The organism is Streptacidiphilus sp. P02-A3a, from assembly GCF_014084105.1.
Taxonomy (GTDB): domain Bacteria; phylum Actinomycetota; class Actinomycetes; order Streptomycetales; family Streptomycetaceae; genus Streptacidiphilus.
In genome coordinates, this window is record NZ_CP048289.1 from 2,225,323 (window position 1) to 2,241,058 (window position 15,736).

Consider the following 15,736-nt stretch of genomic DNA (forward strand, 5'->3'; position numbering starts at 1 on the left):
AGAGGCCACGGCCATGGTGAACGCGCATCCTGCGGACGGCGGAGTCGACCGTGTGCGGGCCCGTTCCTGGCCGGACGTCCTCGGGCCGCTGATCGCCGGTTCCGACCTCAGCTCGGCGGACACCGCCTGGGCGATGGACCGGATGATGAGCGGCGAGGCCACCGCGGCGCAGATGGCCGGGTTCGCCGTGGCGATGCGGGCCAAGGGCGAGACCGTGGCGGAGATGGTCGGCCTGGTCGACGCCATGTACGCGCACGCCACGGTGATCGAGGTGCCGGGGCGCGCGGTCGACATCGTCGGCACCGGCGGCGACCGGGCGAAGACCGTGAACATCTCCACCATGTCGGCGATCGTCGCGGCCGGTGCGGGCGCCCGGGTGGTCAAGCACGGCAACCGGGCCGCCTCCTCCGCGAGCGGGGCCACCGACGTGCTGGAGCAGCTGGGGATCAACCTGAAGCTGACACCGCAGCGGGTCGCCGAGGTCGCCGCCGAGGTGGGCATCAGCTACTGCCCGGCGCCGGTGTTCCACCCGGCGATGCGGCACGTCGGCTCGGCCCGGGCGGAGCTGGGCGTGCCCACCTTCTTCAACCTGCTGGGCCCGCTCACCAACCCGGCCCGGGTCGGCGCCAACGCGGTCGGCTGCTTCGACACCCGGATGGCCGGACTGCTGGCCGGGGTGCTCGCCGAGCGGGGTTCCTCCGCACTGGTGTTCCGGGGGGATGACGGCCTCGACGAGTTGACGGTGACCGGTACCTCCACGGTCTGGCAGGTGCGGGACGGCGCGGTCGAGCGGGTCACCTTCGACCCGCACGACGTCGGCATCGACTACGTCGGGATCGAGGCGCTGCGCGGCGGCGACGCCGACCACAACGCGGGGGTGGCCCGCCGGGTGCTGGCGGGCGAGCACGGGCCGGTCCGGGACGCGGTGCTGCTCAACTCCGCCTCGGCGCTGGTCGCGCTGGACCAGACCGACGCGCCGCTGGTCGAGCAGCTGCGGGCGGCGATGAAGCAGACCGCCGAGTCGATCGACTCGGGCGCGGCGGAGCGGGTGCTGGCGCGCTGGTCGGCGGCCACCCAGGCGGGTTGAGCCGGGCGTTGGCGTCTCGGATGGCGGACGGGGTTCGCCCGGCGGACGGGCCCTCTGGCATACTCAGGGACAGGTCACGAGTGACAGCACGCGGTGGTGACCACCGCATCGGCCCTGGCTAGCTGTCCGGCAACCCTCCGTCCGTGGCGGGGTGCTTCCAGGTGACGACCGGGCCCTGGGGTGACCCGCCGCAGGGCAAGCGCGGATCCCCTCATGTTCGGCGTATGCCAGGGATCCACTGGATGCCCTGGAGGGGTAGTCATGTCCTCGTACCCGAACACCGCCGACGCCGCCGCGCAGACCCTCGACGACGCCCCCTGCCAGCCGTTGGCCGTGCTCGGGCGCGAGGTCGAGGTCCCGCTGGTCAGCGGCGAGAAGGTGGTCTACGCCGCGCTCGACTACGCCGCCAGCGCCCCCGCGTTGCAGCGGGTCTGGGACGACGTCGCCGCCTACGCCCCCTACTACGGCAGCGTGCACCGGGGCGCCGGCTACCTCTCGCAGCTGTCCACCGACCTGTTCGAGCAGAGCCGGGCCACCGTCGCCGACTTCCTCGACCTGCGCGAGGACGACCAGGTGGTGTTCACCCGGGCCACCACCGACTCGCTGAACCTGCTGGCCGGAGCGGTGCCCGCGGACACCCGGGTGTACGCCTTCGAGACCGAGCACCACGCCTCGCTGCTGCCCTGGCGCGGACGCGGCCTGGACGTCCACTACCTGCGCGCGCCGCGCTCCCCGGAGCAGGCGGTGGCCGCGCTGGAGGCCGCGCTGGCCGAGAGCGGGCAGGGCCCCAAGCTGGTCTGCGTCACCGGCGCCTCCAACGTCACCGGGGAGATCTGGCCGGTCCGGGAGCTGGCCGAGACCGCGCACCGGCACGGCGCGCGGATCGTGCTGGACGCCGCCCAGCTCGCGCCGCACCACCCGGTCTCGGTGCGGGAGCTGGACGTCGACTGGGTCGCCTTCTCCGGCCACAAGCTCTACGCCCCCTTCGGCGCGGGCGTGCTCGCCGGGCGCGGCGACTGGCTGGACGCCGCCGAGCCCTACCTGGCGGGCGGCGGCGCCAGCCGCACCGTGGCCAGGGAGGCGGACGGCTCGGTCGCCGTCGAGTGGCACCGGGGCCCGGCCCGGCACGAGGCCGGATCGCCGAACGTGATCGGCGCCTACGCCATCGCCTCGGCCTGCCGGGCGCTGCGGGAGGCGGGCTTCGACTCGCTGGTGGCCCGCGAGCGGCAGCTGATCGCCCGGCTGCGGGCCGGCCTGGCCGCGATCCCCGAGGTCCGGGTGCTGACCCTGTTCGGCGAGGACCACCCGCGGGTGGGCGTGCTCTCCTTCGTGGTGCGCGGCTGGAACAGCTCGCACTTCTCCGCCGCGCTCTCCGCCGAGTACGGCATCGGTGTCCGCGACGGCCTGTTCTGCGCGCACCCGCTGGTGCGGACGCTGCTCGGCGGCGAGCAGAGCGAGCCCTCCGAGTGCGGCGCGCCCGAGGCCTCGCTGCCGGGGGAGCGCAGCCTGAACGCGATCCGGGTGAGCTTCGGCGCGGGCACCCCGGACGAGCACGTGGACCGCTTCGTCGCGGCCGTGCGCGAGCTGGTCACCCAGGGCGCGCAGTGGGCCTACCGCACCGAGGGCGGCCGCTGCGTGCCGGACACCCGGCGCTGACGCGCCGCCGCCCGGCGGGTCGGTCGGGGGGCTAGTCCAGGCCGATGGCGAAGGCCGCGTCCAGGTCGTGCCGGGAGTACGTGCGGAAGGCGATGTGGGTCTCCGTCGCCTCCACCCCGGGCACCTTGTTGACCTGGCCGGGGATGACGTCGGCCAGCTCCTCGTGCTCCTTCACCCGGACCAGCGCCACCAGGTCGTAGGTGCCGGTGACCGAGTACACCTCGCTGACGCCGTTCAGCGCGGCGATCGTCTCGGCGATCTCGGGGATCCGGTTGACACTGGCCTTGATGAGCACGATCGCGGTGATCACTGGGTTGTCTCCTGGGAGGGTGGTCGGACGCTCGGGCCAGCGTAGCCGGGCCCGCGTCCCCGGCAGTAGAGCAGCCAGGCGAAGAGGAAGCCGCCGGTGAAGCCGATCAGGTGGGCCGCGTAGGCCACGTCGGGTGCGGCGGCGGAGCTGTCCCGGACCGACACCGCCTGGATCACGAACCACAGGCCGAGCACGATCCAGGCCGGGAAGCGCAGCGGCAGGAACAGCAGCATCGGGACCACGCTGGTCACCCGGGCCCGGGGGTACAGCCGCAGGTACGCCCCGAGCACCCCGGCGATCGCCCCGGACGCCCCCACCAGCGCCTGCCCGCCGCCCGCGCCGCGCCACTCGGTCAGCGCGTAGCCGTACGTCGCCAGGTAGCCGACGGCCACATAGAAGAGGAGGTAGGGCAGCCGTCCCAGGCGCTGCTCGACCATCGCGCCGAAGACGTACAGGAACACCATGTTGCCCAGCAGGTGCACCCAGCTCGCGTGCACGAACATGGCGCTGAGCACCGACAGCGCCGGGACCCCGGGGAACTCGCCCGGCCCGGCCCGGTTGTCCAGCAGCTCCCGGGGGACGACGCCCCAGCGCAGGAAGTACGCCTGCTCCACCGCCGCGTGGTGCGCGCCGCCCGCGTACAGCGGGTCGAGCCCGGAGGCGGGGCCGACCAGGAACACCACCGTGTTCAGTCCGATCAGCAGGTAGGTCACCACCGGCAGGCAGGTCAGCACCGGCAGGAAGCGGAGCGGGCTCGCGGCACGTACCGGGGTCACCATGTACCAAGCATTCCTTGACCGGACAAAAACGACATCGCTGGGCTGGGACGTGTGGGGGACAGTGCCCTGGTACGACGGGTAGGCCATAGGGTTCTCGGGTAGCCGCATCCGGGATGCCCGGTTGCTCCGCGTACCGAGAGGACACCCCATGACCGTCCCCCTGCCCACCGAGGGGACCCGCTGGCGCTGCACCCTGTGCGGCAACCTGACCCGCTTCGACGTGACCCGCTCCTCGCGGGTGGTCGAGTTCGTCCACCTGGACCTGGCGGGGGAGCCCCGGGTCGAGGAGCGCCAGGTGCTGAGCGAGAGCGTCGAGTCGGTCTCCTGCCGCTGGTGCGGCGCGGTGGACCAGGTGGAGCTGGTGGACCGGCCCGGCGCGGAGGCGGAGGCGGCGGCGCAGGCCGCGCGGGCCGCGGAGGCGGGCGGGTCCGCGGGGTAACCCTGGGCTTCGAGCTGTGGCGGAGTGACGAGTGGGGGGCTGGACGGGCGAGAATGGTTACCGGGCGGACGCTGCCCGGGGACCGGATCGGAGTACTGGACGTGGTGGAGAGAGACGGGGCGGATACCGCGGTGGGCCCTGGCGGGCCCGGCGACGCGGTCCCGCACCCTGCCATGCCCGCCGACGCCCGGCCCGGCCCCGACGCTGAAGCCGACGCGGAAGCGGAGGCCGACGCCGACGCCGACGCGGAGGCCGATGCGGACGCCGCCGCGGAGCAGTTGGACCGGCCGTTGCCGGAGGGGGTGCGGCGGCGGGTGGTGGGGATCGCCGCTGACGCGCTGGCGACCGTTCCGGCCGCCGAGCTGCCGGCGCGGCTGCGCCCGTACGCCAAGTTCACCCCGGTCCAGCGGGCCCGGCGCGGGGCCACCGCCATCGCCGCCGCGCTGGAGGCGGACCCGCAGTTCCGGCTGCGGATAGCGGACCGGGTCCGGCAGGGGCAGCCGGACCTGGTCAGCGTGCTGGAGTCCGGGGTGCTCCCGGCCGCGGTGGACCCGCTGGACGTCGCCGCCGTGGCGTACCTGCTGCGCCCGTCCGGCTGGAGCAAGCTGGTCGGCGAGGCCGGGGAGGAGGCGGAGCGGGCCGAGTCGGAGGGGGCCGCCGCCGAGTCCGCGCGGCTGGTGGAGAAGCTCCAGGTGGAGCTCGCGGCGCTGCGGGAGACCACCCGGTCCGACGGCGAGCGCGGCCGGATGGAGCTGGAGGCCGTCCGCAAGGAGGCCGACGCGCTGCGCCGCAAGCTGCGCAGCCTGGAGGCGGACACCCGGCGGGCGGAGGCGGCCACCCGCAAGGTGACCGTCGAGCTGGAGGCGCTGAAGGCCGCCGGGGTGACCGAACGCGGCACCGCCGACAGCGAGTTGCGTCGGCTCAAGCACCGGCTGGCCGAGGCCGAGTCGGCCCTGGAGACGGCCAAGCGGGCCACCCGCGAGGGCCGCGGTACCGAGGACATGCGGCTGCGGCTGCTGCTGGACGTGGTCCTGCAGGGCGCGCAGGGGTTGCAGCGGGAGCTGGGCCTGGCGCCGGTCTCCAGCCGTCCGGCGGACTCGGTGGAGGCGGTCAGCCCGACCACGGCCTCGCCGCACGACGTGGCCCGCCGGGCGCTGGACGCGGACGATCCGGCGCTGCTGGACCAACTGCTGCAACTGCCGATGGCGCACCTGGTGGTGGACGGCTACAACGTGACCAAGAGCGGCTATCCGACGCTGCCGCTGGAGAAGCAGCGGGCGCGGCTGCTCACCGGCCTCTCGCTGCTGGCCAGGCACAGCGGGGCCGAGGTGACCTGCGTCTTCGACGGCAAGGACCTGGACGCCCCGGTGCCGATGGCGCCGCCGCGCGGGGTGCGGGTGCTGTTCAGCCGCTCCGGCGAGACCGCCGACGAACTGATCCGCCGTCTGGTGCGGGCGGAGCCGGAGGGGCGTCCGGTGGTGGTGGTCTCCACCGACCGGGAGGTGGCCGACGGGGTGCGCAAGGCGGGCGCCCGTCCGGTGCCCTCGGCGATGCTGCTGCGGCGGCTGGTCCGCACCTGACGCCGTTACCGCATCCCCCGGTTCACCCGATTACTAACACGGACATTTCACCGCATTAGCTGACGGTTTTCACCCCGGGGGCGACAGACCGATATCGGTCTCACTAGTCTCTCCTCTCGAACCTCTGTCCTGACGATCGCCCGACGGGCGATGCGGGGGTTCCCGCCCAGTACCGGGCGCCGTCCTCGGGGGTCGACGGCACGGGTCGCGTGGCGGTCGCCGGAAGGGAACTGAGACTCTCGTGGCCTCACACCGCCGCCCCAAGCAACCCAACCGCGCCCGCGTGTCGGTGCTGACCGCGGCGGCTGCCACGGCCGTCGCACTCTCCGCGCAGGCGGGTGCGCAGGCGGCGCCCGGGATGACCCTCAGCCAGGCCACCAAGGAGGTGGCGGCGGACCGGCAGGCGGCCGACACGGCGGGTCAGCAGTACGACACCGCGCAGACCCAGGAGCAGACGCTCCAGGCGCAGGTGTCGCTGCTGCAGAACGAGATCGCGCGCGAGCAGGGCACGGTCAACCAGGAGGAGGCCACCCTGGGGGCCGAGGCGGCGGCCCAGTACCGCAGCGGCTCGGTGGACCCGTCCGTGCAGATGATGCTCTCGGCGGACCCCACGTCCTACCTGAACCAGGCGTCGCTCCAGGGCGAGCTGGACGCCACCCAGGAGGCGGTCTTCGCCGACATCCAGTCCCAGCAGCAGCTGCTGGACCGGCAGAAGGCCGAGGCCACCAGCGAACTCGCGTCCGAGCAGACGCTGTTGAAGCAGATGCAGCAGACCAAGGCGAGCGCGCTGGCGAAGCTCAAGCAGGCCCAGTCGATCATGGAGTCGCTGACCCCGGTCCAGCAGACCCAGGTGAACACCGCCGCGGGCGGCGGCGCCAACAGCGCCACCGGCGGCGGGTACGGCTCGGTCGGGGACACCAACGCCAGCTCGATGAGCGTGGCCCAGGTGCAGGCGGAGCTCGGCGGCATCTCGCCGGAGGCACGGACCGCGATGGAGGCGGCGCTCGGCCAGGTCGGCATCGCGCCGTACGCGTGGGGCGGCGCCTCGCCCGCCGGGTTCGACTGCTCGGGCCTGGTGATGTGGGCCTACGCGCACGCCGGGATCAGCCTGCCGCACTCCTCGCAGGCGGACGAGAGCGTGGGCAGCTACGTTCCCGAGTCGGACATCCAGGTCGGCGACATCGTGGTGCTGGAGGGCGGCAACCACGTCGGCCTCTACGCGGGCCACGGCATGCTGCTGAACGCCCCGGAGTACGGCTACACCGTCTCCATCATGCCGATCTCGGACTTCGGCGGGGTCGTCGCCGTCCGCCGGGTCTGACCGGAGCGCTGTGGTCCGGCTGTGTGACTGTTGCCACAGCCGGTCCGGCATTCCGGGCGATCCGACCGATTTGACTGCGATGTCGTCGGCACAGGGTGATCCGGTGACTCCAAGGCGTCGCCCGGGCGACAGGCAGTCCAACCGTCAGGAATGTTTTGCCGACAATGATTTGAATGGATCACGGTTAGGTCACTAGGGTCGATCACCGAACCACCGCGAAGTCGATCACCCAGCCTGGGTGGCAGCGGCGGTTTCCGCCGAGTCCGAGGCGTGGCAGGGCGCTGGCCGCCCACAGGGGAAGCCGACAACTCGGAGCCGGGGAACCACTTGTTCCTCGGGGTGAATCGACGTCAGGCCGGTCCCGGACCGGTGAGGCGCCGTAGGGCGATCTTCCAGCCCGAACCCGTCAGCTCACCCGGTAGGCGGCCGTAGGAAGAAGGAGCTCGCCTTCGTGGCGTCCCATCGCCGTCCCAAATCACCCAGCCGAGCCCGGGCCACCGTGCTGACCGCCGCCGCCGCCACCGCCGTGGCCGTCACCGCCAACGCGCAGGCCGCGCAGGCCGCCCCGCAGCCCACCACCGCCTCGCTGACCGCACAGGTGCGGACGCTGAACACGGCCGCCGACGCCGCCGTGCAGCGCTACGACCAGCAGCAGGAACAGCAGCAGCAGGAGCAGCAGCAGATCACCACGCTGCAGAACGAGATCGCCCGGCAGCAGGCCGCGGTGAACGCGCGGGAGGCGGCCCTCGGGGCCACCGCCGCCGCGCAGTACCGCGACGGCTCGATCGACCCGGCGGTGGCGCTGATGCTCTCGTCCAACCCCTCGAACTTCCTGGACCAGGCGTCCGCCACCGCCCAGGTCGACAACAACCAGGCGCAGTCGCTCGGGGCGCTGCAGAGCGAGCAGACCACGCTGTCCAACGAGAAGGGCCTGGCCGAGTCCAAGTTGAAGGCGCTGGACGCGACCAGCAAGGAGTTGGCCGCCGCCAAGGCCGCCGCCCAGCAGAAGCTGGCCGCCGCGCAGGCCCGGCTGAACTCGTTCACCGCCGCCCAGCGGGCCGCGGTCCAGGCGGCGCTGAACGGCCCCAGCACCAGCGGCCACACCGGCGACAACACCGCCCCCCAGGCCGGTTCCGGCTCCAGCTCCGGCTCCGGTTCCAGCTCCAACGGCGGCTCCGGCTCCGGTTCCAGCGGCGCGACGAACCCGGGCCACGCCACCTCCGGGGACTCGATCGAGGCGGCGGCCTTCGCCGCGGCGGAGAGCAGGATCGGCGACGCCTACGTCTGGGGCGACACCGGTCCCAGCACCTTCGACTGCTCCGGCCTGATGATGTGGGCCTACGCGCAGGCGGGCATGAACATCGGCCGGACCACCTACGACCAGATCAACGTGGGTACCCCGGTCAGCAGCGTGTCCGACCTCCAGGTCGGTGACCTGGTCTTCTTCAACGGCAACACGCACGTCGGCATGTGGGCGGGCAACGGCATGATCCTGCACGCCCCGCACAGCGGCGCGGAGGTGCGCTTCGAGTCGATCGACACCGTCGGCACCATCTACGCGATGCGCCACCTCTAGCCGACGCCACCCGAACGGCGGTACGGGCCCGACCCCCGCGGGGGTCGGGCCCGTCGTCGTTTCCGGGTCGGCCCCGGCGCCTCGACCCGAGCTGGGGGCGGCTGACCCGGCGTCTGTTCGCCCTCCTGTGCGGAATGGGTGAATATTTTCGTGCTTGTGGTGGTTTGGACTCGCCGCTCCGGAATCGCTAACGTCTGGCTCCGGTCCTCCGCGCCGTCGACCGCCCTCCCCGGGCGGCACCGGAGGCCGCCAGGTCCGCGCGGACGCAGCCGGCGTCACGCCCACCGGATCCGGCATCGGACGAATGGAGTCCGCCCACGTGGCGTCCCACCGACGTGCCCGACCGCTGGGCCAGGGTTCGGCCGTGACCGTGCTCACCCGAACCGCCGCCTCGCTGGTGACGGTCACCGCCGCCGTCCTGTCCGGCGGCGGCAGCGCGCTCGCCGACCCGGCCACCCCGGCCACCCCCGGCGAGGTCCAGCAGCGGGTCGACGCCCTGTACGGGCAGGCCGAGGCCGCCGGGCAGCGCTACGACGGAGCGGTCGAGCAGCAGCACTCGCTGCAACGGGACATCTCGCTGCTCCAGCAGCGCATCGCCGCCGAGCAGCAGCGCGTGAACAACCTGGACCAGGGCATGGGCGCGCTGGCGGAGGCCCAGTACCGGCAGGGCGGCGGGATGGACCCGCTGGTGCAGCTGGTCTTCAGCGCCGACCCGCAGCGCTACCTGGAGCAGGCGACCACCATGGCCGAGGCCGACGGCGCGCTCGCCACCGTGCTCGGCTCGATCGAGGCCGACCAGCGGCAGCTGGCCCGGGACAAGGCCCGGACGGTCGCCCAACTCGCCCGGCTGGACGCGGTCCGGCAGGTGGTCGCGGGCAGCAAGGCCGAGGTCCAGCACCGGATCGGCCGCGCCCAGGCGCTGCTGGCCGGCCTCTCCGGCACGCAGCGCGACCAGCTGGCGCAGGCCGCGGACAGCGCCGCCTCGCTGGCGGCGCAGGCCGCCGCCGCCGTGCTGCCGCCCGACCAGGGGCCCGCCGACAGCCGCGCCGCCGCCGCGCTCGACGCCGCCCGGAGCATGCTCGGCCGCCCCTACGTCTACGGCGCCGCCGGACCCTCCGCCTTCGACTGCTCCGGGCTGATGTACTGGTCCTGGCGGCACGCCGGGGTGGTGCTGCCGCGCACCTCGCAGGGGCAGGCGTTCGCCGGGCAGCGGATCCCGCTGAGCGAGGCCCGGCCCGGGGATCTTGTGATCTACTACGGCGATATGCACCACGTCGGCATGTACGCAGGCAACGGGATGGTCATCCACGCCCCCTACCCGGGCGCGCGGGTGCGCTACGAACGCGCCACCGACATGCCGGTCGTCGAAGTGGTCCGGGTCTGATGCCGATAGCCAGGCGGCGCCTGCTGGCGGCGGGCGCGGGCCTGCTGCTCGGCGCCGCCGGGTGCGCCGTCGGCGGCTCCGGCCACGGGGCCGACACCGCCGCCGACACCGCCGCCGTGCAGGCGGTGCTGGACCGGCGGGCGGCGGCGGTGCTGCACCGGGACCGGGCCGCGCTGCGAGCCACCGTGCTGCCGGGCGAGACCGGGCTGAGCGCCCGCCAGGCCGCCTGGCTGGGCAACCTGGCGCGGCTGCCGCTGGCCTCCTGGGAGTACCGGCTGCTGTCGACCAACGCCTACCCGCTCCCGGCGGAGCTGACCGGAGGCGGCGCGCGGCGACTCGCCACCAGCGTCCAACTGGCCTACCGGCTGGCCGGGTTCGACAGCGAACCGGTCACCGCGACCGAGTACCTGACCTTCGCCGACAGCGGCGGCGACTGGTACCTGGCGTCCGACACCGACCGTCCCGGCGGCGACACCGAACTGTGGGACCTGGGCCCGGTCACCGCCGTGACCGGCCGCTACTCGCTGGTCCTGGGCCTGGGCACGCGGGCCGCGCTGGAGCCCTTCGGGCAGCTGGCGGACCGCGCCGTCCCGGCGGTCAGCGCGGTCTGGGGCGACGGCTGGGGGCAGCGGACGGTACTGCTGGTGCCCTCGACCACCGACCAGTTCGCCGCGCTGCTGGGAACGGACCCGGCGGGGTTCGGCTCGATCGCCGCCGTCACCTCCGGCGAACTGGGCGCGGCCGAGGCCCGGCGGACCGAGCGGATCACCGTCAACCCGCCGGTCTGGGCCGAGCTCAGCGGCTTCGGACGGCAGGTGGTGACCACCCACGAGACCACGCACGTGGCCACCCGGGCCGTCACCGACAGCTGGACCCCGCGCTGGCTCGCCGAGGGCGCCGCCAACTGGACCGGCTACCTGAACAGCGGACGCACCCCCGCGCAGATCTGCCCGGAGCTGGCGGCGGACGTCGCCGCCGGGCGGATCCCCGACCGGCTGCCCGCCGACAGCGCCTTCGACGGCTCCGCGCCGGACCTGGCACAGACCTACGAGCAGGCCTGGTTCGGCTGCCGCAGCATCGTGCTCCGGCACGGCCAGGCCGCGCTGGTCGCGTTCTACCGGGCCGTCGCCGCGACCGGCGGCGCGGGCGGGCAGCGGGCCGCGGTGGACACCGCGCTGCGCCGCACCACCGGCACCGGGCTGACCGCCTTCACCGCGCAGTGGCGAGCCGATCTGCTCGCGGCGCTGCGCTGACCGGCGTCCGCACCGGTCCGGCGGTCTCCCGCCACAGCCTGCGGCAGGACAGCAGCGCCGCCGCCAGTAGCAGCAGGTTGCGGACCACCAGCGCGACGCTGCCCAGCGGCCGGAACGCCATCACGTCCGCGAACAGCAGCGGGAACTCCAGGAAGGTGAACGGACAGGCGGCCAGCAGCAGCCAGGCCACCGGCCGCTGGGTGGTCCGCCCCGACGTCAGGCAGACCGCCGCCAGGCCGACCAGCCACACCAGGTACTGCGGGCTGATCACCCGGCTGGTCACCACGAACAGCAGCAGCGCGGTCAGCGCCGCGTCCAGCGGGGTGGCCTCGGTCCACCGGCGGGCCCGGGCCCGCCACAGCAGCAGCCAGCCGAACGCGCCCGCGGACAGCCCCACCATCAGCCCGCCGACCAGCGCCACCCCGCCGCCGAGCAGCTCCACCGAGCCGTAGTTCATCGCCGCGTGCCCGTGCCAGCCGAGCAGCCGGGCCGCCTCGAACGGCAGCGCGCCGACCGACTCCACCTCGACCCCACGGCTCTCCTGGAAGCCGAGGAAGGAGAACGCGCCGTTCATGGTGACCGCGAAGACGAAGCCCAGGGCCAGCGCCGACCCGGCCACCGCCAGTACCGCGTCCCTGGTCCGGCGGCCCCGGGGGCGCCCAGCACGGTCAGCGCCGGCCACACCTTCAGCATCGCGCCGACCCCCGCCAGCACCCCGCCCAGCACCGGACGCCGCGCCGCCGCCAGCAGCCCGGCCACCGCCACCACGGTCACCACCAGGTCGAACCGGCAGAACACGGTCGGCCCCAGCAGCGGCACCGCCAGGACCCACAGCCACACCCCGGCCCGGCTGCCGCCGCGCCGCCAGGCCCGCAGCAGCAGCGCCGTCGCCAGCGCGTCGCAGGCCGCCACCATGACCAGGAAGCCGGTGAAGTACGACCAGGGCAGCCAGCCGGGCAGCAGCATCACCAGCGCCGCCAGCGGCGGGTACTGCCAGGTCATGTCGTCCAGCGGGAAGGTCCCGGTGGCCAGCACCTGGGACCAGCCCTGGTAGATCACCTTGACGTCGGTGGTCAGCGCGAGCCCGCCCAGCGGCACCAGGTCCAGCACCGTCAGCAGCAGCAGGCACCGGGTCCCGGCCCAGACCAGCGACGGCGCCCACAGCCGCCGCGCGCCCCCGGACGGGGGGCGGAACTCGGAACTGATCTCGGTGCCGATGAGGGTCCTCGCCGGATGTCAGGGAGACGGGCTTCGCCGCACCGCGGCCGTGCTGCCCTATCGTACGGACCACGAACCGCCGCACCGTGGACCTCGAAGGGCAAGCCGCCAGCACATGGACAAGACGCTCATCGTCACCAACGACTTCCCGCCCCGCCCCGGCGGCATCCAGACCTTCGTGCACAACATGGCGGTGCGGATGCCCGGCGGGCTGATCACGGTGTACGCGTCCACCTGGCGGGACGGCGCGGAGGCGGCCCGCTTCGACGCGGAGCAGCCGTTCCAGGTGATCCGCGACCGCGGCACGATGCTGCTGCCCACCCCCCGGGTGACCCGGCGCGCCGCGGAGATCCTGCGCGCCGAGGGCTGCGGCTCGGTGTGGTTCGGCGCGGCGGCCCCGCTGGGGCTGATGGCCCCGGCGCTGCGCCGGGCCGGGGCCGGGCGGCTGCTGGGGATGACGCACGGTCACGAGGCCGCCTGGGCGCAGCTCCCGGGCTCCCGGCAGCTGCTGCGCCGGATCGGCGCGGGCACCGACACCCTCACCTACCTGGGCGAGTACACCCGCTCCCGGATCGCCGCGGCGGTCGGCCCGCGGGCCGCCGCCCGGATGCGGCAGGTCCCGCCGGGGGTGGACGAGAAGACCTTCCACCCGGACTCCGGCGGCGCCGAGCTGCGGGCCGGGCTGGGCCTGGCCGACCGTCCGGTGGTGGTCTGCGTGTCCCGGCTGGTGCCGCGCAAGGGGCAGGACACGCTGATCCGGGCGCTGCCCGGGGTGCTCGCGGCGGTCCCGGACGCGGTGCTGCTGATCGTCGGCGACGGCCCCTACCGGGCCGACCTGGAGCGGCTGGCGGCGGAGACCGGGGTGGCCGGCTCGGTCCGCTTCACCGGCGCGGTGCCCTGGTCCGAGCTGCCCGCGCACTACGGCGCGGGCGACGTCTACGCCATGCCCTGCCGTACCCGGCGCGGCGGCCTGGACGTGGAGGGCCTGGGCATCGTCTACCTGGAGGCGTCGGCGACCGGCCTGCCGGTGGTCGCCGGGGACTCCGGCGGCGCGCCGGACGCGGTACTGGAGGGGGAGACCGGCTACGTGGTCCCCGGACGGGACCTGCGGGCCCTGACCGACCGGCTGGTGGAACTGCTGCTGGACCCGGCGCTGCGCGCCCGCCTGGGCGCGCGCGGCCGGGACTGGGTGGAGCGGAACTGGCGCTGGGACCTGCTGGCCCAGCGACTGGCCGAGCTGCTCTAGGGCCTGCCGGACAGACCCCGGCGGCCGGACGTCAGCGCGCGTACAGCGCCTCGACGTCGGCGTCGTAGTCCTTCAGCACCAGTGACCGCTTGAGCTTCAGCGAGGGGGTGAGGTGTCCGGAGTCCTCGGACAGCACGGTGTCCAGGATCCGGAACTTCTTCACCGCCTCCGCGTGCGACACCGCCGCGTTGCCGTCGTCGATCGCCGACTGGACGGCCGCGAGCAGCTCCGGGTCGGCCATCAGGTCGGCCACGGTCGCCCCGGCGGGCTTGCCGTTGAGCTTCTTCCAGGTCGGGAAGAACTCCGGGTCGATGGTGACCAGGCAGGCGATGAACGGCCTGCGGTCGCCGACCACCATGCACTCGCCGATCAGCGGGTACGCCCGGATCCGGTCCTCGATCACGGCCGGGGCGACGTTCTTGCCGCCCGCGGTGACGATGATCTCCTTCTTCCGGCCGGTGATGGTCAGGTAGCCCGAGTCGTCCAGGGAGCCGACGTCGCCGGTGGCGAACCAGCCGTCCAGCAGCGCCTCGGCGGTGGCCGCCGGGTTGTCCCAGTAGCCGGTGAACACCTGCGGGCCCTTCAGCAGCACCTCGCCGTCCTCGGCGATGCGGACCGCCGAGGACGGCAGCGGCTGGCCGACGCTGCCGATGCGCGGCGCGTCGTACGGGTTGAAGGCGGTGGCCGCGCAGGTCTCGGTCAGGCCGTAGCCCTCCAGCACGGTGAAGCCGACACCGCGGAAGAAGTGCCCGAGCCGCTCGCCCAGCGGCGCGCCGCCGGAGATGGCGTGGGTGGCCCGGCCGCCCAGCGCCGCCCGCAGCTTGCTGTAGACCAGCACGTCGAACAGCTTGTGCTGGAGCTTCAGGCCGAGCGGGATCCGCCCGGTGTCCTGGGCCCGGCTGTAGCCGATGGCCACCTCGGCGGCCCGGTCGAAGATCTTGCCCTTGCCCTCCGCCTGGGCCTTGGCCCGGGCCGAGTTGTAGACCTTCTCGAAGACCCGGGGCACGCCCAGGATCAGCGTCGGCTGGAAGTTCGCCAGCTCCGCGACCACGTCCTTGATGTCGGGCAGGTGCCCGATCCGGACCGGCGCCATCACCGCCGCGATCTCCGCGATCCGGCCCAGCACGTGCGCCTGCGGCAGGAACAGCAGCACCGAGGCGTCCCCGCTGCGGAACAGCGGGCGCATCCGGGCGGTGATGTTGCCCAGCTCGGACATGAAGTTGGAGTGGGTCAGCTGACAGCCCTTGGGGCGGCCGGTGGTGCCCGAGGTGTAGACGATGGTGGCGATGGTGTCCGGGCCCAGGGCGGCCCGGCGGCGCTCGATCTCGGCGTCCTCCACCTGCGCGCCCAGCCGGTCGAGCTCGGCCAGCGCCCCGCCGTCGATCTGCCACACCTCGCGCAGCGCGGGCAGCCGGTCGCGGACCGAGGCGACCAGCGCCTCGTGCCGGGGCAGCTCGGTCACGCAGACCACCGCGCCGGAGTTGCCCAGGATCCACTCCACCTGCTCGGCGGAGGAGGTCTCGTACACCGGGACGGTGATCGCGCCCGCGCACCAGATGGCGAAGTCCAGCAGCGTCCACTCGTAGCGGGTGCGGGACATCAGCGCGACCCGGTCGCCGGGGCCGACCCCGGCCGCGATCAGGCCCTTGGCGGCGGACCGGACCGAGGCCAGGAACTCGGCGGCGGTGAAGTCCTTCCAGCTACCGTCGATCTTGCCGCTGACCAGCGGCAGGTCGGGGTGCCGCTCGGCGTTGCGGTGGATCAGATCGGTGAGGTCGGCTCCGCTCGGCACCTCGTACAGGGCCGGAAGGCTGAACTCGCGCACGGCTGCTCCTCGATCTGCGACGCTGCGGACGCCAGGACGTTACTGCCGGGTAGGGATCCGCG

General features: G+C 73.9%; 14 protein-coding genes and 2 riboswitches. Of the genes, 9 read left to right on the forward strand and 5 right to left on the reverse strand.

Features of this window, described 5'->3' with window-relative positions:
• Positions 1-13: 13 nt before the first annotated feature.
• Both trpD and GXP74_RS09985 read left to right on the forward strand, forming a co-directional pair.
• On the forward strand, positions 14-1,087 hold the full coding sequence (gene trpD, locus GXP74_RS09980; protein WP_182451133.1) for an anthranilate phosphoribosyltransferase: 1,074 nt from the start codon (positions 14-16) through the stop codon (positions 1,085-1,087).
• A 72-nt stretch (positions 1,088-1,159) separates the two neighbouring features.
• Positions 1,160-1,295, forward strand: a riboswitch (SAM riboswitch).
• Positions 1,296-1,348: 53 nt separating this feature from the next.
• Positions 1,349-2,743 (forward strand): aminotransferase class V-fold PLP-dependent enzyme, encoded by a 1,395-nt coding sequence (locus tag GXP74_RS09985; protein ID WP_182451134.1) that lies wholly within the window; start codon positions 1,349-1,351, stop codon positions 2,741-2,743.
• A 31-nt stretch (positions 2,744-2,774) separates the two neighbouring features.
• On the opposite strand, the gene GXP74_RS09990 is transcribed toward GXP74_RS09985, so the two are convergent.
• Positions 2,775-3,053, reverse strand: coding sequence for an Lrp/AsnC family transcriptional regulator (locus GXP74_RS09990; RefSeq protein WP_182451135.1), 279 nt, complete (start codon positions 3,051-3,053; stop codon positions 2,775-2,777).
• Positions 3,050-3,832 carry a rhomboid family intramembrane serine protease gene (locus tag GXP74_RS09995; RefSeq protein WP_182451136.1) on the reverse strand — a complete coding sequence of 261 codons (783 nt, stop codon included), beginning with the start codon at positions 3,830-3,832 and terminating at the stop codon, positions 3,050-3,052. Before GXP74_RS09995 ends, GXP74_RS09990 begins: the two co-directional genes overlap by 4 nt.
• A 148-nt stretch (positions 3,833-3,980) precedes the next feature.
• Here GXP74_RS09995 and GXP74_RS10000 point away from each other — a divergent pair, with 148 nt between their 5' ends.
• The 6 genes from GXP74_RS10000 to GXP74_RS10025 all read left to right on the forward strand — a co-directional run bounded on the left by GXP74_RS10000 (position 3,981) and on the right by GXP74_RS10025 (position 11,385).
• Entirely contained in the window at positions 3,981-4,271 is a 291-nt protein-coding gene (locus GXP74_RS10000) for a hypothetical protein (protein ID WP_182451137.1), read from the forward strand.
• Between the two features lie 173 nt (positions 4,272-4,444).
• The gene (locus GXP74_RS10005; protein ID WP_182451138.1) at positions 4,445-5,851 is read left to right on the forward strand and encodes an NYN domain-containing protein; all 1,407 of its coding nucleotides are present in this window, start codon (positions 4,445-4,447) and stop codon (positions 5,849-5,851) included.
• Positions 5,852-6,092: 241 nt separating this feature from the next.
• The gene (locus GXP74_RS10010; RefSeq protein ID WP_225447833.1) at positions 6,093-7,172 is read left to right on the forward strand and encodes an NlpC/P60 family protein; all 1,080 of its coding nucleotides are present in this window, start codon (positions 6,093-6,095) and stop codon (positions 7,170-7,172) included.
• A 289-nt stretch (positions 7,173-7,461) separates the two neighbouring features.
• A riboswitch (cyclic di-AMP (ydaO/yuaA leader) is annotated at positions 7,462-7,613 on the forward strand.
• A gap of 10 nt (positions 7,614-7,623) precedes the next feature.
• Positions 7,624-8,748: an NlpC/P60 family protein gene (locus tag GXP74_RS10015; RefSeq protein ID WP_182451140.1), complete on the forward strand. Its 1,125-nt coding sequence runs from the start codon at positions 7,624-7,626 to the stop codon at positions 8,746-8,748.
• Positions 8,749-9,112: 364 nt separating this feature from the next.
• Positions 9,113-10,132, forward strand: a complete 1,020-nt coding sequence (locus GXP74_RS10020; RefSeq protein ID WP_225447834.1) for a C40 family peptidase — start codon at positions 9,113-9,115, stop codon at positions 10,130-10,132.
• Positions 10,132-11,385, forward strand: coding sequence for a hypothetical protein (locus GXP74_RS10025; RefSeq protein WP_225447835.1), 1,254 nt, complete (start codon positions 10,132-10,134; stop codon positions 11,383-11,385). The genes GXP74_RS10020 and GXP74_RS10025 overlap by 1 nt, the downstream gene beginning before the upstream one ends.
• On the opposite strand, the gene GXP74_RS10030 is transcribed toward GXP74_RS10025, so the two are convergent.
• A complete protein-coding gene (locus GXP74_RS10030) occupies positions 11,342-12,067 on the reverse strand; it encodes a hypothetical protein (RefSeq protein ID WP_182451142.1) in 726 nt (241 codons plus the stop codon). The two genes, GXP74_RS10025 and GXP74_RS10030, sit on opposite strands and share 44 nt — an antisense overlap.
• Positions 11,956-12,495 (reverse strand): glycosyltransferase 87 family protein, encoded by a 540-nt coding sequence (locus GXP74_RS10035; protein ID WP_182451143.1) that lies wholly within the window; start codon positions 12,493-12,495, stop codon positions 11,956-11,958. Before GXP74_RS10035 ends, GXP74_RS10030 begins: the two co-directional genes overlap by 112 nt.
• A 223-nt stretch (positions 12,496-12,718) precedes the next feature.
• On the opposite strand from GXP74_RS10035, the gene GXP74_RS10040 reads away from it, so the two are divergent.
• Positions 12,719-13,849 (forward strand): glycosyltransferase family 4 protein, encoded by a 1,131-nt coding sequence (locus GXP74_RS10040; RefSeq protein WP_182451144.1) that lies wholly within the window; start codon positions 12,719-12,721, stop codon positions 13,847-13,849.
• Between the two features lie 31 nt (positions 13,850-13,880).
• Here GXP74_RS10040 and GXP74_RS10045 read toward each other — a convergent pair whose 3' ends face one another.
• Positions 13,881-15,674: a long-chain fatty acid--CoA ligase gene (locus GXP74_RS10045; RefSeq protein ID WP_182451145.1), complete on the reverse strand. Its 1,794-nt coding sequence runs from the start codon at positions 15,672-15,674 to the stop codon at positions 13,881-13,883.
• Positions 15,675-15,736: the final 62 nt, after the last annotated feature.